Below are 22,272 nucleotides of genomic sequence, written 5' to 3'. Positions count from 1 at the left end.
TGTATTAATTTTCTGTTGCTTACGAAGGTGTGAATCATGCCAGAAAATCATGACGGGAAATCGGCAGCGGTTCACAGTTATCCAGAACAATGATGGGCATAGCGGAATTAACGGCGATGCGATATAAATAAAACAATAAGTTAACGCCACTGTAATCTTAACGAGGTGGAGAATGTTAGAACAAGTTAGTCAGCTTGCGCGCGACGCCGGCGATGCCATTATGCAGGTGTACGATGGCAAACAGCCGTTAGACGTTACCAGCAAGAAAGATGATTCCCCGGTGACGGCGGCGGATATCGCAGCTCACCATGTGATTGTGAACGGTCTGAAGGCGATGACGCCGGACGTGCCAATTCTGTCAGAAGAAGATCCGCCGGGCTGGGATGTCCGCCAGCACTGGCAGCGCTACTGGCTGGTGGACCCGCTCGATGGTACTAAAGAGTTCATCAAACGTAACGGTGAGTTCACCGTCAATATCGCGTTGATTGAGAACGGAAAAGCGGTGCTTGGCGTGGTATACGCACCTGTGCTGAAGGTGATGTACAGCGCGGCGAACGGGAAAGCGTGGAAGGAAGAGTGCGGTGTGCGTAAACCGATTCAGGTTCGCGACGCGAACCCGCCAAAAGTAGTGGTGAGCCGCTCGCACTTTGCCAATGACGATGAGCTCAAAGAGTATCTCCAGCAGCTCGGTGAACACCAGACGGCGTCGATTGGTTCGTCGTTGAAGTTCTGCCTGGTGGCGGAGGGGGAAGCCCAGCTCTACCCGCGCTTTGGGCCGACCAACATCTGGGATACCGCAGCCGGTCACGCGGTTGCCGCTGCCGCTGGCGCACACGTCAACGACTGGCAAGGCAAAACGCTGGATTACACTCCCCGCGAATCGTTCCTCAACCCAGGATTCCGGGTGTCGATTTTCTAAGTTTTTGCCAACAGCAGCATTGATCCCTATGCTGCTGTCATTCCTGTCCGGAGACTGTTGTATGTCTGTACTATGGCGCGATTCGCTCGGCGAGACGCTGAGCGCGCGCAGCGCCTGCTGTTACCTGGCCACATCGGTCAGTAAGCCACTGTTTCTTCATAATGAGCGACTTTCCGTCGCCCCCGCGTCCTTGACGAAAGTATTGGCCGCGATCGCTGCTTTGCAGATCCAGCCCGACATTACGCTGAAGCTGATAATGCGGGAGGGAGAAGAGACTCCTGGCTCTGGCAACAATCTGACGCCAGGCGATACGTTAACCCTGTGGGATGCACTACATAATATGCTCATCCCTTCCAGTAACGTGTCGGCAACCATCGTTGCGCGTACGATGGGAGAACGCCTGTTGGCGCTTGAAGGGGGAGAGGGTGACCCTCGTCAGCGCTTTGTGCAGCAGATGAATCGGGTGGCGATGTCGCTCGGTATGTTTCGCAGCCGTTTTATCAATGCCCACGGTTTAGCTGCCAGAGGGCAGGTCACCTGTGCACGAGATATTGCGCGTCTGGGGCTGGCTGCGCTGCATTATCCGGCGATTACTGATATCTGGGGAAAACGGCGATATACGCTGTCTCTTGAGGGCTCCAATCCGCGACAAAAAAGGATCATATCATCGCTCACTTTTGTCGAGACGATTGGTGTCGAGGTATTAGGAGGAAAAACCGGAACGCTGGGTGCCGCACTTAACCATCTGTTGGTTTATACCCGCGCCCCAGGCGGCGCGGATTTGATAAGTGTTGTACTGCACGCATCAAGTAACGAAGGGCGCTATGCCGATATGAAGGCGATGCTGACGGCAGTCCATAATGGCTACCGCTGGCCTCAGTGCGCCCCCACGTTAATCGAATAGTTAACCCAGCAACTTATGCAGCAGGGCAATCACCTGCTGGACTTCCGCGTCCGTCAGAGCGCCGTCCTTTGACCACTGTATGCGGCCATCTTTATCCAGTACGACGATGGCAGAGCTGCCTTCATTAAGCTGCCAGGCCTTACGCACGACACCGTCGCTATCAACCACAAACTGTGACCATGGGAACAGCTTCTTATTACTCTCAATGCTGCTACGCACAAACATGGATGAGCCCGGAATCGCATCATCAGTGTTGACGATGGTGGTAGTCTGGTAGCGGTCGTGTGGCAGGCCGGCAGATTTAATCGCTTCGATCAGCGCGGCGTTTTTCTCTTTGGCGGATGAGCGACCGGCAATATGTTGCACCACCCGCACTTTTCCAGCCAGCTGCGCGCTATTCCAGTTTTTGTAGCTAAACTTATCATTATCGAGAATCAATTCGCCTCGATCTGCCACGCCAACCGGAGCGACGCGTTGTCCATTTGTGAAGTTATGTGCGGTTGCCATTAACGGCATTAACAGGCATGAAACCGCCAGTAGCGTACGTAGGGTCATGGTTTTTCCTTTTTTAAGCAGGTGATCCGACCACTTGGTCGATAGTTTTAATCATAAGTGCGATTTATGGACTTTTCCCGCAAAGACGGTGCCAGTTTGTGGAGGACCGCACACAATCTCATAAAAATGAAGCCTTATACTGTCTTCATCGTATGGTTGAAAAGAAAGTTCTGAATTATTGTAATAAATTGGTAAATAAGGCCCCCTATGATGGAGGCCCTTAGTTTTTATGGACTATAGTTAACGAGTATTTAACTTTGCGCCCCGGAGCGTTGAAGCCAAATGTGGATCAACTAGGGCGTAGTACTCGCAGGAGATTAAAATGAAAATTTTCCAACGCTACAACCCGTTTCAGGTAGCAAAATACGTTAAGACCCTGTTCCGTGGACGGTTGTATATCAAGGACGTTGGCGCTTTTGAGTTTGATAAAGGGAAAATCCTTATCCCGAAAATTCGCGACAAGCAGCACCTATCTGTCATGTCTGAAGTGAACCGCCAGGTGTTACGTTTACAGACCGAAATGGCGTAAACGAACCGCAATGCGGCAGAATTGAAAACGGCTCCCAATGGGAGCCGTTGATGTTTGTAGCGGATGTCATTTACGCGTTGCTGTGCTCGCTTTCCATCAGGTCAGCTTGTTTAGGCACCAGCACCGTTGGCTTATTATCAATTCGCGTCACCAGCAGCTGGTCGATGCGGTAGTTATCGATATCCACCACCTCAAACTTGTAGCCGGAGAACTTCACCGAGTCGGTGCGTTTCGGAATCTTACGCAGCATAAACATCATGAAGCCGCCGATGGTTTCATAGTTGTCCGACTGCGGGAAATCGTCGATATCCAGCACGCGCATCACGTCGTCAATCGGTGTACCGCCGTCAATCAACCATGAGTTCTCATCACGGGCCACAATTTGCTCTTCCAGCCCCTGACCAACGAGATCGCCCATCAGGGTGGTCATCACGTCGTTAAGGGTGATAATCCCTACGACCAGTGCATATTCGTTCATGATCACTGCGAAGTCTTCACCGGCCGTTTTGAAGCTTTCCAGCGCTTCTGATAGCGTCAGGGTATCCGGCACGATCAGCGTATTGCGGATCTGCACGCCGCTGTTCAGCGCCATGCTCTGATTCGCCAGTACGCGGTTCAGCAGGTCTTTTGAGTCAACGTAGCCAATGATGTGGTCGATATCTTCATTACACACCAGGAACTTGGAGTGTGGATGTTCGGCGACCTTATTTTTCAGGCTCTGCTCATCTTCGTGCAGATCGAACCAGATAACATTTTCACGTGGCGTCATGGAGGACGGCACGGTACGGGATTCGAGTTCAAACACGTTTTCAATCAGTTCGTGTTCTTGCTTACGCAGCACGCCTGACAGTGCACCGGCTTCAAAGACGGCGTAAATATCGTCAGAGGTCAGATCGTCTTTACGCTCCATCGGCAGCTTGAAGATGCGGAAGATGATGTTGGCCATGCCGTTGAAGAACCAGACCAGCGGACGGAAGATGAACAAGCAGAAGCGCATCGGGTTGATGATACGCAGAGCCACAACTTCAGGCGCCACCATACCGATGCGTTTCGGAGTTAAATCGGCAAACAGGATGAACAGACCGGTGACCAGCGAGAAGGAGAGGATGAAGCTCAGCTGCTCGGAGAGTTCCGGAGACATATATTGGGAGAACAGAGAGTGGAAAGCGGGAGAGAATGCCGCGTCGCCGACGATACCGCCGAGAATGGCGACCGCGTTAAGACCAATTTGCACCACGGTAAAGAACATACCGGGGTTTTCCTGCATTTTTAGAACACGCTGTGCGTTGATATTGCCTTCATCGGCAAGGAGTTTCAGTTTAATTTTGCGCGATGCGGCAAGTGAAATCTCGGATATCGAGAAAAACGCACTGACAGCGATCAGGCAAATTATGATGAATATACTGTTTAACATATCTTATCCGACCCGTTAGGCCAGATCCTCGAAAGGGGAAGTGGATAAATCCGCGTGAAGTACATATTGAATATCGCCCCGTAGCGGTGGGGCGATCATTTCAGCAGCTAGTATAGCGTAAAGCACTGTAAAGCCGCCAGAGGTCACTTTTGTAACGATGAGATGAGGATTTGTCTCATCGAGTTAGCCATAGAATCTGTTTTTATTGTTGTTTTTTAATACGGTATTGAGCAGTACATTGAACCTGTCCGCTGCGGTTTTGGCATGCTGGAGTCGCTGCTCTAACTCATTGATGTTAATGACCTGACCGCAGTTGGCAAATATGTAATGGTCATGCTCGCAGGTGGCGTAATAATGTGTAGTCTCTTCGGTCCAGCTATGTACGCATTCACCAGACCAGAAAATCTGCTCTTTAATCTTTGCGGCCGGGTTCCCCCCCCAACAGCTATTGGAAGCAATCTCTTTTCCCGCCACCAGGCTCATTGCACCCACGATTGATCCTGAGTGGATAATTGACCCTTTGAGGATCATCGAACTCTGTCCAAGCCAGACGTGGTCACCGATATAAATACTGCGTGATGGATTTATTCTGTTATGGCTCTCGGCGCTAAACACCAGGTGTGGGTCCGCGTTGCGCATCCAAATCCCCAGTGAAATGCAGCATTCACTGCCGATCATGATATTTTTGCCTTCCGACAGGATAAGCGTCAGGGTGTCGTTGATGTAGTTATTCTGACCGATGTAGCAGGTCGAATTATTGTGGGTCACAATCTTTGCGATATAGGGTGCGTGGCTGGCGCTTAAATAGATAACGGAATGGTTCGCGTTGAAATGAATGCGCGTATCCTGCAACGTGACGCCTTTTTCGCAGGCAAGAATATTGTTGGTGCCCGTAAACGTAATAGTGCTGTTGATGAGCTCAGGAGCCTCGCCCACAAAGAGGTTATCTTTGAGCTGGCTGAGTTGTTCTTTTGAGGTGATAACCACGTCGCTATCCTGTTGACTGAGTCGGATAGTCATAACAGGCGACCAATGTCTTATCCATCTTAAGCCTTAACCGGCTTGAGTTTATCAAGCCGGTTTTTCTGTCAGTTAACCGTTTGTCGGCAGTGCTCTGGTTTTCAGGCTGCCATCAGACGCCGCATCCCACACTTTATCGTAGGGATAGCCGGTCAGGGCGAGAATGACGTCGCGGGTCTCCTGGTCGCAGTCCTGCGCGCTGCCGCCAAGCTTACGACGGGCGACTTCTTTAATCAGAATGCTGTGCGTTTTCTGCGTCAGCTTGAAGCGGTACGTGATGTAGAAGCTGATGGCCAGCAGTCCCGCGGTGGCGAATATCATTAGGCCAATAATTGCATGTAGCGCACTTGCAGGTTGCGTACCACCGCCTTTCACAAACCCGCTTTCTTCCAGCACGATACCAATCAGCATAATCGCCAGCGCCACGGTGCTTTTACGGGTTAACACCATCACGCCAGCGAAGATCCCCTCCCGACGCTGGCGAGTCACAATTTCATCCACATCGGGGATAAAGCTATAGATATTCCACGGGATGTAATACAGCCCTGCTTTTGCCAAACCCAGCAGGACAAACACGGCGGAAAACAGCAGTGCAGGCACCTGCAAATGCCCAACGTAGGTGATAAATAAAAAGGCCAGTACCAGCAAAATGCTACCGTAAGAAAGCCTCAGCGCCGCAGAGGGCGTCAGATTAAACTTATTCATTAACATCATAAAACCGAAGGTGCCGGGAATAGAGACAAAGGCAGCAATACTTAATAACCCGGAAACCATTCCGGCATCATGATGTAGAGCGTACACCACGTAATAAGTAAATACGGAACCAAATACATCCATGGCGGTAAAAGAGCAGATATAAATCAGAATATGCTGGCGAAATATCCGTATTTTGAAAGAGGAAATAAGATCGATAACTAAATATTTTAAATGATTAAATAACCCACTGCTTCGTTGATTATCGGGCTGGAATTCATACTCTTCGCGCACGTCTTTGGCTTCCCAGGTGCAGGCCCAGGTGGTAAATACCGCCACGCAGTAAATAACAGCAAAAACGATCCCGGTTAAGGTGAACGTAAAGGCGTTATCATGACCCGTGTATTGCATAATAATACCGGGAACGGAAACCGCCAGGAAACCACCCAATGCCGAACACATCATACGCACGCCGGAGAGTCGCGTACGCTCGCTAAAGCGATTGGTCATCTCGGCGGCAAGCGTCTCCCAGGGTACTAATACCATCGCGGACAGCAGTTCAATGGAGAGGTAGGTACCGAGATAGTACCAGTAGTTCATGTCGGTGACCCAGACCAGCGCATACAGGAACATCAGCGGGGAGCTTATCAGCAAGAAGAAACGGCGTCGGCCGAACTTGCGACCAAGCCAGGTATGCGCAAAGTTATCAGTGATGTAACCCATCACCGGGCTTAAAATAGCATCAATAATTCGGGCAATCGCGAATATTGACCCAGCCTCTAATACGGTCAATCCGCAATAAGTAGTATAAAAAAATAAAAGCCATGTTCCTATTACGGCAAAGGCACCGCCGCCAAAAAGGTCTGTTACGCCGTAGCCAATGGCAATGCCATAGCCAACGCGACGTTCGGTTGGTTTTACCATGATATTATTATTCCTGTACTGGTAGGGTTTATCAGTGCAGAGTTGCCCCTGCACTGTATATTATTGACAGCAGGAAAAACTGGATGACCATCACTGCGTTATATTCACCCACTTCCTCAATAGTGACGATTGGTAAATGGCATTAACCATCTGTAATGATTTTGCCGCCTGATTTATACCGCAATAATGTCCTTGGGTTGGGTTATCGAGCGCCTGGTAAAACTGTCGTATTGCCTGCTGGTGACCAATTCCCCAATAGCTTTTGCCCACGCCGTCCGGCGAAGCGTTGCTGGCGAGCTTCACGCGTTCATCACCACGAATTTGCCACAGTTCGTTGTCCGTGAGCCGCAACATGCCGCGCTCAAACTCCAGCTCCAGCAGCAGCGGTGAATCGCTGGCATGGCAGTTGCTGGCGTAGAACAGCCCGCGAGCACCGTTGTTAAAACAGAGGGTCGCCATGGCGCTGTCTTCGGTTTCAATCTCATCGGCCAGTAGGGTACTGTCGACCGTTCCTTTCAGGCGGCTGACGCCAGCACCAAACCACTGCATCAGATCGAGTGTATGAATGGCCTGGTTTATCAGTAGGCTACCTCCCTCGGTGGAAAAACTGCCGCGCCAGGGGCTGTCTGCATAGTAGTTGCCCGAACGCGACCAGGTCAGCACCGCTTTGATAGCGCGCATTGGACCAAGTGCGTTTTCCTCAATACTGCGGGCGATAGCCAGACTGGTCGGATTGAGACGGTTTTGATAACAGATGCCGACGTGACGCTGAGCGATAGCGGCAGCGGACGCAATCTCATCTACCTCCAGGGGGCTCATCACCAGCGGCTTTTCGCAGAACACCTGTTTCCCTGCCGCCAGCGCGGCAAGGATCATCGGCTTATGCAGGGAGTGCGGCGTGCAGATGTGCACCACGTCAACGGCTCCGTCCAGTAGCATCTCGCGGTAGTCCTGGAAAAACTGGCAGCCGTAGCTCGCCGCCAGGCGATTGCCTTTATCGCTGTCGGTATCAACAATGGCGCGCAGCACGACATCAGGAAGATGGCTTAGTGCCTCCACGTGACAGGTATGGATAGCTCCTGCGCCGATAATAGCCGCTTGACGTGTTTTCATCTTTGCTCCCGTTAGGCCACCGCGTTTGCCAGCATTTGCGCTTTCATGCACAGCTCGGCCGCTTTAAAAGTGTGTTCCTGGGTCATGGCGTTTTCTGTCCGGTTCAGGCAGTCGAGAATCAACTGGCCGAAGTATGGGAAGCCAACCTGACCGGCAACCGGATAGCGGAATTCGCCCTCTTTATTAACCAGATAGACCACGTCCTGCTCGCCACGGGTGATATCGACGTATTTGCGGATTTCGATATAGCCCTCGGTGCCCAGCAGGGTTAGACGCCCGTCGCCCCAGCTCGAGAGACCATCCGGCGTGAACCAGTCGCAGCGGAAGTAGCCGGTGGCACCGTTGTCACCGGCCAGCATCGCATCGCCAAAATCCTCAAACTGCGGATACTGTGGGTGGTTCACGTTGCGCACCTGGCTTGCCACAATGTGAGCGTCGTTGTTGCCGGTGTAAAATAGGAACTGTTCAATTTGATGGCTGCCGATATCGCACAGGATGCCGCCGAAAAATTCTTTCTCGTAGAACCAATCCGGGCGGCCAGTACCTTCACGATGTGGGCCCACTCCCAGCGTTTGCATGACGCGGCCAATCGCTCCTTGCTGTACCAGCTGTCCGGCAAATACGGCGCTTTCAACGTGCAGACGTTCGCTGTAGTAAACCGCGTATTTACGCCCGGTTTGCGCCACTTTAAGTTTGGCGGCTTCCAGCTGTGCCAGCGTGGTTAACGGAGCCTTATCGGTAAAATAGTCTTTACCCGCATCCATCACTTTCAGCCCTAAGGCGCATCGCTCGGAAGGAATCGCCGCACCTGCTACCAGCTGTACGCTGCTATCGTTGAGAATGACGTCGAGGGTCGGGGCGATTTTCACCTGCGGGTACTGCTGGACAAATTTATCCACTTTGGCGGGATCGGGGTCATAGACCCATTTCAACGTGGCACCGGCTTCAATCAGGCCGTTGCACATTCCGTAGATATGGCCGTGGTCCAGCGCGGCGGCGGCAATGACAAACTCACCCGCAGCGACAACCGGTTGGGGTTTGCCCACCGGGGCGTAGTTCATACCGTCTTTGATGCTCATGTTTATGCTCCTTTGTCCAAATCTTTACCCAGTGGGATCGCCCCCACTTCACTGAAGTTTTCCACCGATGCGCCCTTCTGGTAGAAGCGGGGGGCGAGGGAAACCAGGCCGCCGGTTTTATACCAGGGTTCTTGCGGATTGACGGGGAGGGTCACCACGCGTCCGGTGATCGATGATTGATAAATGGCGGTAATCAGCTCCAGCGAGCGCTTGCCCTGCACGCCGTCAATCAGCGGTTCGCCTTGATGATCGATTGCGTTTAGCAGATCGTTAATCTGCCCGGTATGCAGGGTATATTTCAGCTTTGGCGTGTTACGGAACAGGGCGTCCAGCCGCGTTTCGCGCTCGCTGTCGTGCTGTTCCTGCGGGAAGCCGTTGTCGGCTGAAACACTCGCCCAGACGTCCCACGGTGCGGAGATCCGCGCTTTATCGCCCTGGATGACAATCTTCTGATCTTCACCGTGATGTACCACCGATGCGGTAAGCTGGGTGAGCGCGCCGCTGCTGTAACGGAAAATCGCGGCGGAGAGATCTTCCACTTCGGCGTTGTCGTGGGCGACGTTGGTCATCATTGCCACCACTTCCCTCGGGAAACCGAGCATCCACTGAATGGCGTCAATATGGTGTACCGCATGGTTGAGGGTGCAGCCGCCGCCCTCTTTTTCCCAAGTGCCGCGCCACCACAGGTCGTAGTAGCAGTGGCCGCGCCACCAGAATGAGTCAACCTGCGCGTGGCACACTTTGCCGAGCTCACCGGAGTCGACGACCTGTTTCAGCCGCCAGAAAGCATCGGTAAAGCGGTTTTGCGCGATAATCGACAGAATCTTGCCGCTGGCACGCTGGGCGGCGATCATCGCATCACACTCTTCCAGTGAGGCGGCCATCGGTTTTTCGCACAGCACGTGCTTGCCGGCATTCAGTGCATCGATACTGATCTCGGCGTGTACATACGGCGGCGTGCAAACATCGACGATATCAACTTCAATCCCCGACTCGAGCATTGCCTGATGGCTGCTAAAAACGGTGGCGCTGTTCAGGCCATAGCGTTCTTTCTTTTCTTGCGCCTTTTCCGGATAGATATCGACCAGCGCCACAATCTGGCAGCGGTCGGCAAATTCCTGATATCCCTGAATATGGTTATGGGAAATGTTCCCTGTTCCCACAATCGCAATACGTAACATGATTCTCTCCTGCTGCGGATTACCAGGTGCCGGAGGCATCCAGCGTTTTACTTTCAACCTGTTTGTCGATGGAACCAGCAATGCGTTCATCGAGCAGCTTTTTAAACAGCGCTTCGTCGAACGGCAGATCGACCCAGCTGTCGGTCCAGGTGGATAAATGCATGGCGTTGGAGAGTGTCAGGCCGTGAATGCCGTCGGTGCCGGGAGCCAGCAGCGGCGTGCCGTGCAGAACGGCGGCGGCAAAGTTGGCGGTGATAACGTGATGATCGCTACATTCTGACGCGACGGGGATTTTTACTTCCCAGCACTCGGGTTCGCCAAAGCCCTTTTCCCATCGAGCGTTAAACTCTGTTTCTGATTCACGCAGCCGCCAGAAGCGTAATGTGCCGTCTTCGACGACCACTTTGCCGCGATCGCCGGCGATCTCCAGGCGGTTAGTTCCGGGGGCTTCCGCGGTGGTGGTGATAAACACGCCGGTGGCACCGTTGGCATATTCGGCATAGGCCGTGACTTCGTTTTCCACTTCTATCTGGCGGTGTTTGCCAAACTGACAGAATGCCCGCATGCGCACCGGCATGCCGACCAGCCACTGCCACAGGTCGAGCTGATGCGGGTCTTGATTGAGCAGCACGCCGCCGCCTTCGCCTTTCCACGTGGCGCGCCAGCCGCCGGAATTGTAGTAACTCTGCGAGCGATACCAGTTGGTGATAATCCAGTTGGAGCGGCGTAGTTCGCCCAGTTCGCCGCTGTCGATAAGATCCTTCACTTTTTGGTATAACGGGTTTGGGCGCTGGTTGAACATCATGCCGAATACCACATTGCAGCCGCGGGCAAATTCGTTCATCTCCCGTACCTGGGCGGTGTAAACGCCTGCCGGTTTTTCGCACAGCGTGTGAATGCCGTTGCGCATTGCCAGCATTGACAGGCCTGGGTGGTCGTAGTGCGGTGTGGCGACAATCACCGCATCAATCAGCCCGCTTTTCAGCATCTCTTTTGCGTCGCTGAACATCGCCACTTTTTCGCCCACCAGCTGGCGAATGGTGGGATGTTTGTCGGGATTGTTGTCGCACACTGCCGTCAGGCAGGCCTCTTTTACCGTTCCTGCCAGCAGGTATCGGGCGTGAACGGTCCCGATATTCCCTACGCCGATAATGCCAAAACGCACCTTATCCATGTTGCACCTTACGTGATAGGAATGACTGATACCTGAAAATAGGCATGGCGTTCGGCGTGGACAAACGGAATTTGTGAGAATGCTCGCAGGCAGAAAAGGAAACTGGGCAAGAAACTGAAAATAGGTTTTAAAATCAGTGAACTGGTACTGCAAAAATTTGCAAAATATGATTGCGAGCGAGGTCACACAATGCCCGGTAAGCTAAGAATGGATGAAATTGCCGCTCGAACCGGCTATTCCATCAGCACCGTTTCCCGGGTGCTGAGCGGTAAATCCTATACCAGCGACAAAGCGCGAGAGGCTATTGTGAAATGTGCCCGCCAGTTGGGGGTGCTGGATGGGTTGGCTAACGGAAGACTGCTGATTAACGGCATTGCCGTGTTTGCACCGGAGCGTACGTTCCAGGGGCGAGGCGACAGTTTTTATCTGGAGGTCACCAAAGGGATTGCCGAAGCCAGCGCGCCGCATGATGTCTGGATCAGCCACTGTGCGCTGGAAGAACAGCATGCAGACGTGAAATTATTCCTCGAAAAAGCCAACCAGAAAAGCATCAATGCGGTGATCATTATTGGCACGGATGACCCAACGATTCTCAAGCTGGCGAGTACGCTGAATAAGCCCTGCGTGCTGATTAACTCTATTGACCGAGAAATGGCGCTGGATTGCGTCTCACCTGACCACCGAGCTATTGGCTTTACCGCGATGCGCTATCTCTTTGAACAAGGGCATCGACGCGTGTTGACGATGACCTGTCTGCGTAGAGAGACTCTCTATGCCCGGCTGGACGGTATTAAAGAGGCTTATCGCTATCACCACGTTCCTTTTAACCCGCAGCATGACCTGCTTGTCACTGAGTGGTTCACGGCAGGAGAGGCTGAGCGGGCGCTGGATACATGGCTGACGACGCACGATCGCGCCCAGTGGCCCGATGTGATTTTCCCCAACAGCACAAGCATGACCGATGGCGTGATGAAGGCGTTGCAGCGTCATAACCTGCGCGTGCCAGAGGATATTTCACTTATCACCACCGATTTTTCGTGGAATCTGGAAAATGGCCTCATCGCGCCGGTGACGGGGATTCGCGTCCCTTGCCGCGATCTCGGTATTGAGGCTGTGCATCTGTTGCAAACGCGGCTTAACCGGCCTCAGTCGCCGGTCTATAACCTTTTATTGCAGGGGAAAGTGATGGACTACGGGACGGTGGCGAACGCCACGCGCCATGCGGCGCGCGTGGCATTGGATAGTTAACCCTGTAGCTGCGGTGGTAAGCAGACGCCAATCCCGCCGATGCCGCAATAGCCATACGGGTTTTTGTGCAGATACTGCTGATGCTCATCTTCCGCATAGTAGAACGGTTTAGCGGCGGCGATTTCGGTGGTGATCGTACGTTCGTCACCGGCAGTCCGCATGGCCTGCTGGAACTGCTTCAGGCTGGCGTTGGCTTCTTGTTCCTGTTCCGGTGTCGTCGGATAAATGGCCGAACGGTATTGGGTACCGTGGTCGTTGCCCTGACGCATCCCCTGCGCCGGGTCGTGATTCTCCCAGAACACCTTCAATAAATCGGCATAGCTCACCACCGCCGGATCAAACACGACGCGCACTGCCTCCGCATGCCCGGTCTCGCCCGAACAGACTTCCCGATAGGTCGGATTCGGCGTATAGCCGCCGGTGTAGCCTGCAGCGGTGCTATACACACCGGGTAACTGCCAGTAGAGACGTTCAACGCCCCAGAAGCATCCCATGGCGAAAATCGCGACCTCCATGCCGTCAGGAACGTGCGTCATTGAGTGTTCGGTCACAACATTAAGCGTGGCGACCGGCATCGGCGTATTTCTTCCACTCAATGCATCTGACTGAGATACAAGGTGTTTTTTATCAACTAAACTCATGGGAAAGACCTCCGGGGAACAGTAATTTCCGTTAAGGTTGTAACCGGGCGTGTCTTTTAACACAATAAACGCGCCGAATACGTCTAAATTTAAACATAAGAATAATTTGGGGCTCTGTCTTTATTTCAACCCGACAAAGAGTGGGTTTTTTAAACTGACGTTGTGTGCCGAGCGCTAAAAGCGCACCAATAAAGGCAAAACGCAGTCATGGCCGCGGAGCGGACTTTCGTTTCCCGTTGGGGTGGAAACAAGGATATTCAGGAGAAAATGTGCGACAAATCCGCCAGTTATGTTTGGTGAGCTTGCTGCTGACCAGCGGTGTTGCCAGTGCAGCGAGCATCCGTCTACAGGTTGAAGGGCTCTCAGGCGAACTACAAAAAAACGTTCGAGCGCAGCTCTCTACGATTGATAGTGATGAGGTCACGCCGGACCGACGCTTTCGCGCGCGCGTGGACGATGCGATTCGCGAAGGATTAAAAGCCCTCGGCTACTACGAACCGACCATCGACTTCGAATTGAAGCCACCACCGGCAAAAGGCCGCCAGGTGCTGTTGGCGAAAGTCACGCCGGGAGAACCGGTGCTGATTGGCGGAACCGAAGTGATTTTGCGCGGCGGTGCCCGCGACGACAGGGACTATCTTGACCTGCTGAAAACTCGGCCAAAAATTGGCACTGTGCTGAATCATGGCGATTACGACCATTTCAAAAGCTCACTGACCAGCGTATCGCTGCGTAAGGGCTACTTTGACAGTGAATTTAAAAAGAGCCAGCTCGGCATTGCGCTGGATCGCCACCAGGCGTTCTGGGATATCGACTACGATAGCGGTCAGCGCTACCGTTTTGGCGATGTGACCTTTGAAGGCTCGCAGATCCGTGATGACTATCTCCAGCATTTGGTGCCGTTCAAAAAAGGGGACTACTACAGTTCCAGCGATCTGGCGGAACTGAACCGCCGCCTTTCCGCCACCGGTTGGTTTAATTCCGTGGTTGTCGCACCGGAATTTGAAAAATCGCGTGAAACCAAAGTATTGCCGCTCCACGGCGTGGTGTCACCGCGTAGTGAAAATACCGTCGAGCTCGGCGGTGGTTATTCCACCGACGTGGGGCCACGCGTAAAAGCCTCATGGAAAAAACCGTGGGTAAACTCCTATGGTCATAGTTTTACGACCAGTCTGAGCGTTTCGGCACCGGAACAACAGCTCGATTTCAGCTACAAAATGCCGCTGCTGAAGAACCCGCTGGAACAGTATTATCTGGTACAGGGCGGCTTCAAGAGTACCGATCTCAACGATACTAAGGCCGACTCTACCACGCTTGCCGTCTCGCGCTTCTGGGATCTTTCCAGCGGCTGGCAGCGAGCGATTAACCTGCGCTGGAGTCTCGACCACTTTACGCAGGCCGACGTCACGAACACCACCATGCTGTTCTATCCGGGCGTCTCAATCAGTCGTACCCGTTCGCGTGGCGGTCTGATGCCGACCTGGGGCGATTCCCAGCGTTATTCGATTGATTACTCCAACACGGCCTGGGGTTCGGACGTCGACTTCTCGGTCTTCCAGGCTCAGAACGTGTGGATTCGCACGCTGTATGATAAACACCGCTTCGTGATGCGCGGCAACCTTGGCTGGATTGAAACCGGCGACTTTGACCGCGTACCGCCGGACCTGCGTTTCTTTGCCGGTGGCGATCGCAGCATTCGTGGCTATAAGTACAAATCGATTGCCCCAGAAGACTCCAAAGGCAAGCTGATCGGTGCGTCTAAGCTGGCGACTGGCTCACTGGAGTATCAATACAACGTCACCGGGAAATGGTGGGGCGCGATGTTTGTCGACGGCGGTGAGGCGGTCAGTGATATTCGCCAAAGCGACTGGAAAACCGGTGCCGGTGTCGGCGTGCGCTGGCAGTCCCCTGTCGGGCCAATCAAGCTCGATTTCGCCGTGCCGGTTGGCGATAAAGATGAACATGGATTGCAGTTTTATATCGGACTGGGGCCTGAACTATGACGTTATGGAAAAAAATAAGCCTCGGCGTTCTGATTTTTCTGGTTGTGCTGGTGGGAGCCGTTGGCTTCCTTATCGGTACGACGACGGGTTTGCATCTGCTGTTTAACGCGGCAAACCGCTGGGTGCCGGGGCTGGAAATCGGCCAGGTGACCGGCGGCTGGCGTGACCTGACGTTGAAAAAAGTACGTTATACCCAGCCTGGGGTGGCGGTGGACGCGGGAGAATTTCACCTTGCGGTGAATCTGAGCTGCCTGTGGCACAGCAGCGTGTGCGTGAATGACCTTGCGCTGCGCGACATCAACGTGGCTATCGACAGCAGCAAAATGCCGCCTGCAGCCCCGGTTGAAGAAGAGGACACGGGGCCGCTGAACCTCTCGACGCCGTACCCGATTACCTTGAGCCGGGTCTCGCTCAATAACATCAATATCAAAATTGATGACACCACGGTGTCGGTGATGGATTTCACCAGCGGCCTGAACTGGCAGGAGAAAAACCTGACGCTGACGCCAACCTCGCTGCAGGGGCTGCTGATTGCGCTGCCGAAAGTGGCGGACGTCGCGCAAAAAGAGGTGGTTGAACCGAAGATCGACAACCCGCAGCCGCAGGAAAAGCCGCTGGGTGAAACCATGGCCGAGCTGTTCTCCAAACCGGTGCTGCCGGAGATGACCGATGTTCATCTGCCGCTGAATCTTAATATTGAGTCTTTCAGCGGCGAACAGCTGCGCATTACCGGCGATACCGATCTGACGGTCTATAAAATGTTGCTTAAGGTGAGCAGCATTGACGGCAACATGAAGCTCGACACGCTGGATATCGACTCCAGCCAGGGTACGGTCAACGCCAGCGGTACGGCGCAGCTCATCAATGACTGGCCGGTGGATATGACCCTCAACAGCACGCTGAATATTGACCCGCTCAAGGGCGAGAAAGTGAAGCTGAAGGTGGCCGGTGCGGTGCGTAAACAGCTGGAAGTGGGGGTGAATCTCTCAGGCCAGGTGGATATGAATTTGCGGGCGCAGGCGCAGCTTGCAGAGGCAGGGCTGCCGTTTAACGTGGAGATCAACAGCAAGCAGCTGTACTGGCCGTTTACCGGCGAGAAACAGTTCCAGGCAGATGATCTCAAGCTGAAGCTGGGCGGCAAAATGACCGACTACACCCTTTCTTTCGCCACCGCGGTGAAAGGGCAGGGCGTACCGCCGGCGAAAATTACCCTGGATGCCAAAGGCAATGAGCGCCAGGTTAACCTCGATAAGCTCGCGATTGCGGCGCTGGATGGCACAACTGAGTTCAAAGCACTGCTCGACTGGCAGCAAGCGATAAGTTGGCGCGGTGAGCTGGCGCTGCACGGGATTAATACCGGAAAGCTGGCGCCAGAATGGCCGTCGAAGCTAGAAGGGCTGATTAAAACCAACGGCAGTCTGTACGGTGGTACCTGGCAGATGAGCGTGCCGGAGGTGAAAATCACCGGCAACGTTAAGCAAAATAAAGTGCTGGTGGACGGCTCTGCGCGGGGTAACAGCTATCTGCAATGGACCATTCCTGGTCTACACGTGGCGTTGGGCAACAACAATGTTGATATCAAAGGTGAGCTTGGGGTGAAAGATCTTAACCTCGATGCCAACATTGATGCGCCGAAGCTCGACAACATGCTGCCGGGCCTTGGCGGGACCGCGAAAGGGCTGGTGAAAATCCGTGGCACCGTCGACGCACCTCAGGTATTGGCCGACATTACCGCCCGCAGTCTACGCTGGCAGGAGCTGTCAATTGGCCAGGTACGGGTGGATGGCGATATCAAATCCACCGACCAGATTGCCGGTAACCTCGATGTACGCGTTGAGCGCATCGTACAGCCGGACGTTAGCATTGGCTTGGTGCATCTGGCGGCGAAGGGCAACGAAAAACAGCACTCTCTGCAGTTACAGGTTCAAGGAGAGCCGGTCTCCGGTCAGCTGGCGCTGGCAGGAAGTTTCGATCGCAAAGAAGAACGCTGGAAGGGGGCGCTAAGCAATACGCGCTTCCAGACGCCGGTGGGCCCGTGGTCCATTAACCGCGATATCGCGCTGGACTACCGCAATCTCGAGCAGAAAATCAGTATCGGGCCACACTGCTGGGTGAACCCGAATGCGGAACTGTGCGTACCGCAGACCATTGATGCCGGGGCGGCAGGGCATGCCATCGTCAATCTGAACCGTTTCGACCTGGCGATGCTTAAGCCGTTTATGCCCGAAGCGACGCAGGCCAGCGGCGTGTTTAGCGGTAACGCAGATGTTACCTGGGACACCACCAAAGAGGGGCTGCCGCAGGGTAAAGTCACGCTCTCAGGGCGTAATGTGAAGGTCACGCAGATCGTCAATGATGCGCCGCTACCGGTGGCATTTGATACGTTGAATCTCAGCGCTGACTTGCACAATAACCGCGCTGAACTGGGCTGGCTTATCCGGCTGACCAACAACGGTCAACTGGATGGCCAGGTGCAGGTGACCGATCCGCAGGGGCGGCGTAATCTTGGCGGTAACGTCAATATCCGTAACTTCTCGCTGGCGATGGTCAATCCTGTCTTCTCCCGCGGTGAAAAAGCTGACGGTAAGCTGAACGCCAATCTTCGATTGGGCGGCGACCTCCAAAGCCCGCTGATGTTTGGTCAGCTCCAGCTAAGCGGCCTGGATATCGACGGCAACTTTATGCCGTTTGATATGCAGCCAAGCCAGGTAACCATGAACTTCAACGGTGCCAGCTCAACGCTGCAAGGGGAGATCCGCACCCAACAGGGACAGATTAGCCTCAACGGTGATGCTGACTGGCGGCAGATTGAGAACTGGCGCGCGCGTATTGCGGCGAAAGGCAGTCGGGTACGTATCACTGTGCCACCGATGGTTCGTCTCGATGTATCACCAGATGTGGAGTTTAACGCCACACCAAGCCTGTTCACCCTCGACGGCAGCGTTGATGTACCGTGGGCACGTATTGTGGTGAAAGAGGTGCCAGAGAGCGCGGTAGGCGTCTCCAGCGATGAAGTGATGCTCAACAACCAATTGCAGCCGGAAGAGACCAAATCAGCGTCAATCCCGATCAACAGCAATCTGAAGATCCATGTGGGCAACAACGTGCGTCTGGATGCCTTTGGTCTGAAGGCTCGTCTGACGGGCGATCTGAAAGTGGCTCAGGACAAACAGGGGCTGGGTCTTAACGGGCAAATCAATATCCCGGAAGGGCGGTTCCACGCCTACGGCCAGGATCTGATTGTGCGTAAAGGCGAGCTGCTGTTCTCCGGCCCACCGGATCAGCCGTTACTCAATATCGAAGCGATTCGTAACCCAGAGTCGACGGAAAACGATGTGATCGCCGGTGTTCGCGTCACGGGTACTGCCGATCAGCCGAAGGCCGAGGTCTTCTCCGACCCGGCAATGTCGCAGCAGGAAGCGCTCTCTTACCTTGTTCGCGGACAGGGTCTGGATAGCGGTCAGAGCGACGGTGCGGCGATGACGTCGATGCTTATTGGTATGGGGGTTGCACAAAGTGGTCAAGTTGTGGGTAAAATCGGGGAGACCTTTGGCGTAAGTAATCTGGCGTTAGACACGCAAGGGGTGGGTGATTCCTCCCAGGTGGTGGTCAGCGGTTACGTATTGCCGGGTCTACAGGTGAAATATGGCGTGGGGATCTTTGACTCTTTGGCGACGCTCACGTTACGCTATCGCCTGATGCCTAAGCTGTATCTGGAAGCGGTGTCTGGCGTAGACCAGGCGCTCGATTTGCTCTATCAGTTTGAGTTTTAGCAATGCGAATATTTGTGTACGGCAGTTTACGGCGCAAACAAGGCAACAGCCACTGGATGACTAACGCCCAGTGGCTGGGCGATCACAGCGTTTCCGATTATCAACTGTACAGTCTGGGCCACTATCCAGGCGCAGTGCCCGGCGATGGCACAGTACACGGTGAAGTCTATCGGATCGACGCATCGACGCTGGCCGAATTGGATGCGCTGCGCACCAAGGCGGGCGAATACGCACGCCATCTTATCCAGACGCCTTACGGTAGTGCCTGGATGTACGTTTATCAGCGCCCAATCGCGGGATGTACGCTGATAGAAAGCGGCAACTGGTTGGATAAAGACCAGTATTGAATACGGCAACGCCACCTTCGGGTGGCGTTGTTTTTTAGTGAGCTATCGCGATAATTTTTCTGCAATAACACCTCCTTCCACGCCCATTTTCGCTGTTTATTCCTGTTTCACTCTTTATCCGGATCTCATACGGGTATCCCTTTTCATCTAGCGCAGAATGACTTTTTCATCCCCAGAGTTATACTTTGTATAACTCTGGAGGGGCGATGCGAATCATTATAAAGAAATGGGGAAACAGTGCGGGTATGGTCATTCCTGGCGTTGTGATGAAAGAGCTCGGTTTGCAGCCGGGGCAATGTATGGAGGCAAATGTGCAGAATAATCAGTGGGTATTAACACCGATTGCTAAGCGCTATACCCTCGATGAGCTTCTGGCGCAGTGCGATCCGAACGCGCCAGCTATCACCGAAGAGGATATCTGGGGCCATGATAAGCCTGTGGGCAACGAAATATGGTAAAGCGCCCCATTTTTCAGCGCGGGGATATCGTCTTGGTTGGCTTTGATCCTGCGTGCGGGCATGAGCAGAAGGGAGCAGGAAGGCCTGCATTAGTCCTCTCGACAGGCGCGTTTAATCAGTTAGGTACGGTGCTCGTTGCGCCTATTTCGCAGGGTGGAAATTATGCGCGTTACGCAGGGTTTGCGATTCCCGTCAGCTGCGCAGAAGGGGATGTTCAGGGCGTAGTGCTGCTAAATCAGCTGTGTATGATGGATTTGCAGGCCAGGCAGGCTAAGTGGTTGGCAAAGGCTGAAGAGAACGTGGTTGAAGAGTCTTTGCTGCGATTGCAGGCTATTGTGGAATAAAAACACCGCCCGAAGGCGGTGTTTTCAAAGCATGAAAAGAAATCTTATTTCTTCGCGCGCTCGAAGGAAGCAACGATTTCAGCTTTAGCCGCTTCAGCGTTGTCCCAACCGTCAACTTTAACCCATTTGCCCGCTTCGAGGTCTTTGTAGTGCTCGAAGAAGTGGGTGATCTGCGCTTTCAGCAGGTCTGGCAGGTCGTTCACATCTTTGATGTGATCGTATTCTTTGCTCAGCTTGGTGTGCGGTACCGCAACCAGTTTCGCATCTTCACCGGATTCGTCGGTCATTTTCAGCACGCCAACTGGGCGGCAGCGAATGACGGAACCTGGCTCCAGTGGGTATGGAGTTGGGACCAGAACGTCAACCGGGTCACCGTCCAGAGACAGAGTGTGGTTGATGTAACCGTAGTTGCACGGATAGAACATCGCAGTGGACATGAAACGGTCAACGAACAGTGCACCGCTCTCTTTGTCGACTTCGTATTTGATAGGATCTGCGTTAGCTGGGATTTCAATAACAACGTAGATATCTTCCGGCAGATCTTTACCCGCAGGGACGTTGAGTAAGCTCATGTCTGTTTCCTTTAGAATGTATGGCAAACTAGTGCCCGGTATTATAGCCAACTCATCGCGAAAGTCTTGGCCTGTTTTACGTCCTGCCCCAATGACCCCGCCTTTTTCAGCCGCTTCTTATGGCAGGAAAATCCATAATCTTAGCTGCATACTGAATAAATTCATGAAACCGCTTACATCACGATGAAAAATGACGGTGACGCGCACATTTTTTCGACAAAAGTGATAGCGCTCAATGGGTGCGCGACGCCTTCTCCTCCCTGATCTCTTCGCCACTACGCTAATTAACAAATAATTTACTTTTTTGAAGTGTGATGTAACTCATTCCGTTACATATCCCATTGTCTATAGTTTTCCCGCAGGTGGATCTTTAACCAACAATAACCCTACGAGGATACCTCTATGTGGAAGCGCTTACTTCTTGTCACAGCAGTTTCCGCAGCCATGTCGTCTATGGTCATGGCTGCCCCTTTAACGGTGGGTTTTTCGCAAGTCGGTTCTGAATCCGGCTGGCGAGCGGCGGAAACGAACGTCGCCAAGCAGGAAGCGGAAAAACGCGGTATCACCCTGAAGATTGCCGATGGTCAGCAAAAACAGGAAAACCAGATTAAAGCGGTGCGTTCGTTTATCGCCCAGGGTGTTGACGCCATCTTTATCGCACCTGTCGTGGCGACGGGCTGGGAACCGGTATTGAAAGAAGCGAAAGAGGCCAAAATCCCGGTCTTCCTGCTCGACCGTTCCATTGATGTGAAAGACAAATCGCTCTACATGACCACCGTCACCGCCAACAACGTGCTGGAAGGCCAACTGATTGGTGAATGGCTGATTAAAACCATCGACGGCAAGCCATGTAACGTGGTTGAGCTGCAGGGCACAGTTGGGGCGAGCGTGGCGATTGACCGTAAGAAAGGCTTTGCCGACGCTATTTCTAAAGCCGCGAATATCAAGATTATCCGCTCTCAGTCCGGCGACTTTACCCGCAGTAAAGGTAAAGAGGTTATGGAGAGCTTTATCAAAGCTGAGAACAACGGCAAAAACATCTGCATGGTTTACGCGCACAACGACGACATGGTGATCGGTGCCATTCAGGCTATCAAAGAAGCCGGGCTCAAGCCGGGTAAGGATATCCTGACCGGTTCGATTGACGGTGTGCCGGATATCTACAAAGCGATGATTGCCGGTGACGCTAACGCCAGCGTCGAGCTGACGCCAAATATGGCTGGCCCGGCGTTTGATGCGCTGGAGAAATTCAAGAAAGACGGCACCATGCCGGAAAAAGTCACCCTGACCAAATCCACGCTCTACCTGCCGGATACAGCGAAAGAAGAGTTAGAGAAGAAGAAAAATATGGGCTACTAAGCCGCCTACCCCCTCACCCCAA

General features: G+C 53.4%; 20 protein-coding genes. 10 read left to right on the top strand and 10 right to left on the bottom strand.

From position 1 onward, the window contains the following. Positions 1-172 precede the first annotated feature (172 nt). Positions 173-919 (top strand): 3'(2'),5'-bisphosphate nucleotidase CysQ, encoded by a 747-nt coding sequence (gene cysQ / locus KP80_RS04860; protein ID WP_052282457.1) that lies wholly within the window; start codon positions 173-175, stop codon positions 917-919. Positions 920-980: 61 nt separating this feature from the next. Continuing rightward, a complete protein-coding gene (locus KP80_RS04855; RefSeq protein WP_052282456.1) occupies positions 981-1,823 on the top strand; it encodes a D-alanyl-D-alanine carboxypeptidase family protein in 843 nt (280 codons plus the stop codon). Here KP80_RS04855 and KP80_RS04850 read toward each other — a convergent pair whose 3' ends face one another. Continuing rightward, positions 1,824-2,378, bottom strand: coding sequence for a YtfJ family protein (locus KP80_RS04850; protein WP_052282455.1), 555 nt, complete (start codon positions 2,376-2,378; stop codon positions 1,824-1,826). Positions 2,379-2,700: 322 nt separating this feature from the next. Between KP80_RS04850 and KP80_RS04845 the strand changes: the two genes are divergently transcribed. Further along, positions 2,701-2,907 carry a DUF1107 domain-containing protein gene (locus tag KP80_RS04845; protein ID WP_052282454.1) on the top strand — a complete coding sequence of 69 codons (207 nt, stop codon included), beginning with the start codon at positions 2,701-2,703 and terminating at the stop codon, positions 2,905-2,907. A gap of 70 nt (positions 2,908-2,977) precedes the next feature. On the opposite strand, the gene KP80_RS04840 is transcribed toward KP80_RS04845, so the two are convergent. The 7 genes from KP80_RS04840 to KP80_RS04810 form a co-directional block, all read right to left on the bottom strand. Then, complete coding sequence (locus tag KP80_RS04840) at positions 2,978-4,321, bottom strand: hemolysin family protein (protein WP_052282453.1); 1,344 nt, start codon at positions 4,319-4,321, stop codon at positions 2,978-2,980. Positions 4,322-4,504: 183 nt separating this feature from the next. Next, on the bottom strand, positions 4,505-5,341 hold the full coding sequence (locus KP80_RS04835; RefSeq protein ID WP_082221712.1) for an acyltransferase: 837 nt from the start codon (positions 5,339-5,341) through the stop codon (positions 4,505-4,507). Positions 5,342-5,413: 72 nt separating this feature from the next. Next, positions 5,414-6,958, bottom strand: coding sequence for an MFS transporter (locus KP80_RS04830; protein WP_052282451.1), 1,545 nt, complete (start codon positions 6,956-6,958; stop codon positions 5,414-5,416). 90 nt (positions 6,959-7,048) lie between these two features. Further along, positions 7,049-8,071, bottom strand: a complete 1,023-nt coding sequence (locus tag KP80_RS04825) for a Gfo/Idh/MocA family protein (protein WP_052282450.1) — start codon at positions 8,069-8,071, stop codon at positions 7,049-7,051. Between the two features lie 11 nt (positions 8,072-8,082). Then, positions 8,083-9,150 carry a Gfo/Idh/MocA family protein gene (locus KP80_RS04820; protein ID WP_052282449.1) on the bottom strand — a complete coding sequence of 356 codons (1,068 nt, stop codon included), beginning with the start codon at positions 9,148-9,150 and terminating at the stop codon, positions 8,083-8,085. 2 nt (positions 9,151-9,152) lie between these two features. Then, entirely contained in the window at positions 9,153-10,331 is a 1,179-nt protein-coding gene (locus KP80_RS04815; RefSeq protein ID WP_052282448.1) for a Gfo/Idh/MocA family protein, read from the bottom strand. Between the two features lie 19 nt (positions 10,332-10,350). Then, on the bottom strand, positions 10,351-11,505 hold the full coding sequence (locus tag KP80_RS04810) for a Gfo/Idh/MocA family protein (RefSeq protein WP_052282447.1): 1,155 nt from the start codon (positions 11,503-11,505) through the stop codon (positions 10,351-10,353). Positions 11,506-11,694: 189 nt separating this feature from the next. On the opposite strand from KP80_RS04810, the gene KP80_RS04805 reads away from it, so the two are divergent. After that, entirely contained in the window at positions 11,695-12,753 is a 1,059-nt protein-coding gene (locus KP80_RS04805) for a LacI family DNA-binding transcriptional regulator (RefSeq protein WP_052282446.1), read from the top strand. Here the strand turns inward: KP80_RS04805 and msrA are convergent. After that, entirely contained in the window at positions 12,750-13,394 is a 645-nt protein-coding gene (gene msrA / locus KP80_RS04800; RefSeq protein WP_052282445.1) for a peptide-methionine (S)-S-oxide reductase MsrA, read from the bottom strand. The genes KP80_RS04805 and msrA overlap by 4 nt on opposite strands. 269 nt (positions 13,395-13,663) lie before the next feature. On the opposite strand from msrA, the gene tamA reads away from it, so the two are divergent. The 5 genes from tamA (at position 13,664) to KP80_RS04775 (ending at position 20,319) form a co-directional block, all read left to right on the top strand. Further along, positions 13,664-15,397 carry an autotransporter assembly complex protein TamA gene (gene tamA / locus KP80_RS04795; protein WP_052282444.1) on the top strand — a complete coding sequence of 578 codons (1,734 nt, stop codon included), beginning with the start codon at positions 13,664-13,666 and terminating at the stop codon, positions 15,395-15,397. After that, on the top strand, positions 15,394-19,170 hold the full coding sequence (gene tamB / locus KP80_RS04790; RefSeq protein WP_052282443.1) for an autotransporter assembly complex protein TamB: 3,777 nt from the start codon (positions 15,394-15,396) through the stop codon (positions 19,168-19,170). Before tamA ends, tamB begins: the two co-directional genes overlap by 4 nt. Before the next feature lie 2 nt (positions 19,171-19,172). Further along, on the top strand, positions 19,173-19,517 hold the full coding sequence (locus KP80_RS04785; protein ID WP_052282442.1) for a gamma-glutamylcyclotransferase family protein: 345 nt from the start codon (positions 19,173-19,175) through the stop codon (positions 19,515-19,517). A gap of 206 nt (positions 19,518-19,723) precedes the next feature. Then, on the top strand, positions 19,724-19,975 hold the full coding sequence (locus KP80_RS04780) for an AbrB/MazE/SpoVT family DNA-binding domain-containing protein (protein WP_052282441.1): 252 nt from the start codon (positions 19,724-19,726) through the stop codon (positions 19,973-19,975). Beyond that, positions 19,969-20,319, top strand: coding sequence for a type II toxin-antitoxin system ChpB family toxin (locus KP80_RS04775; protein ID WP_052282440.1), 351 nt, complete (start codon positions 19,969-19,971; stop codon positions 20,317-20,319). Before KP80_RS04780 ends, KP80_RS04775 begins: the two co-directional genes overlap by 7 nt. 44 nt (positions 20,320-20,363) lie before the next feature. Here the strand turns inward: KP80_RS04775 and ppa are convergent, their stop codons facing one another. After that, on the bottom strand, positions 20,364-20,891 hold the full coding sequence (ppa, locus tag KP80_RS04770) for an inorganic diphosphatase (RefSeq protein ID WP_005134479.1): 528 nt from the start codon (positions 20,889-20,891) through the stop codon (positions 20,364-20,366). 402 nt (positions 20,892-21,293) lie between these two features. Here ppa and ytfQ point away from each other — a divergent pair, with 402 nt between their 5' ends. Continuing rightward, the gene (gene ytfQ, locus KP80_RS04765) at positions 21,294-22,250 is read left to right on the top strand and encodes a galactofuranose ABC transporter, galactofuranose-binding protein YtfQ (RefSeq protein ID WP_052282439.1); all 957 of its coding nucleotides are present in this window, start codon (positions 21,294-21,296) and stop codon (positions 22,248-22,250) included. Positions 22,251-22,272 lie beyond the last annotated feature (22 nt).

The sequence above is a fragment of the Kluyvera genomosp. 1 genome (assembly GCF_001266615.1).
Taxonomy (GTDB): domain Bacteria; phylum Pseudomonadota; class Gammaproteobacteria; order Enterobacterales; family Enterobacteriaceae; genus Kluyvera; species Kluyvera cryocrescens_A.
The sequence above is the reverse complement of the archived record's forward strand: the minus strand, read 5'-3'. Positions and strand labels throughout refer to the sequence as shown.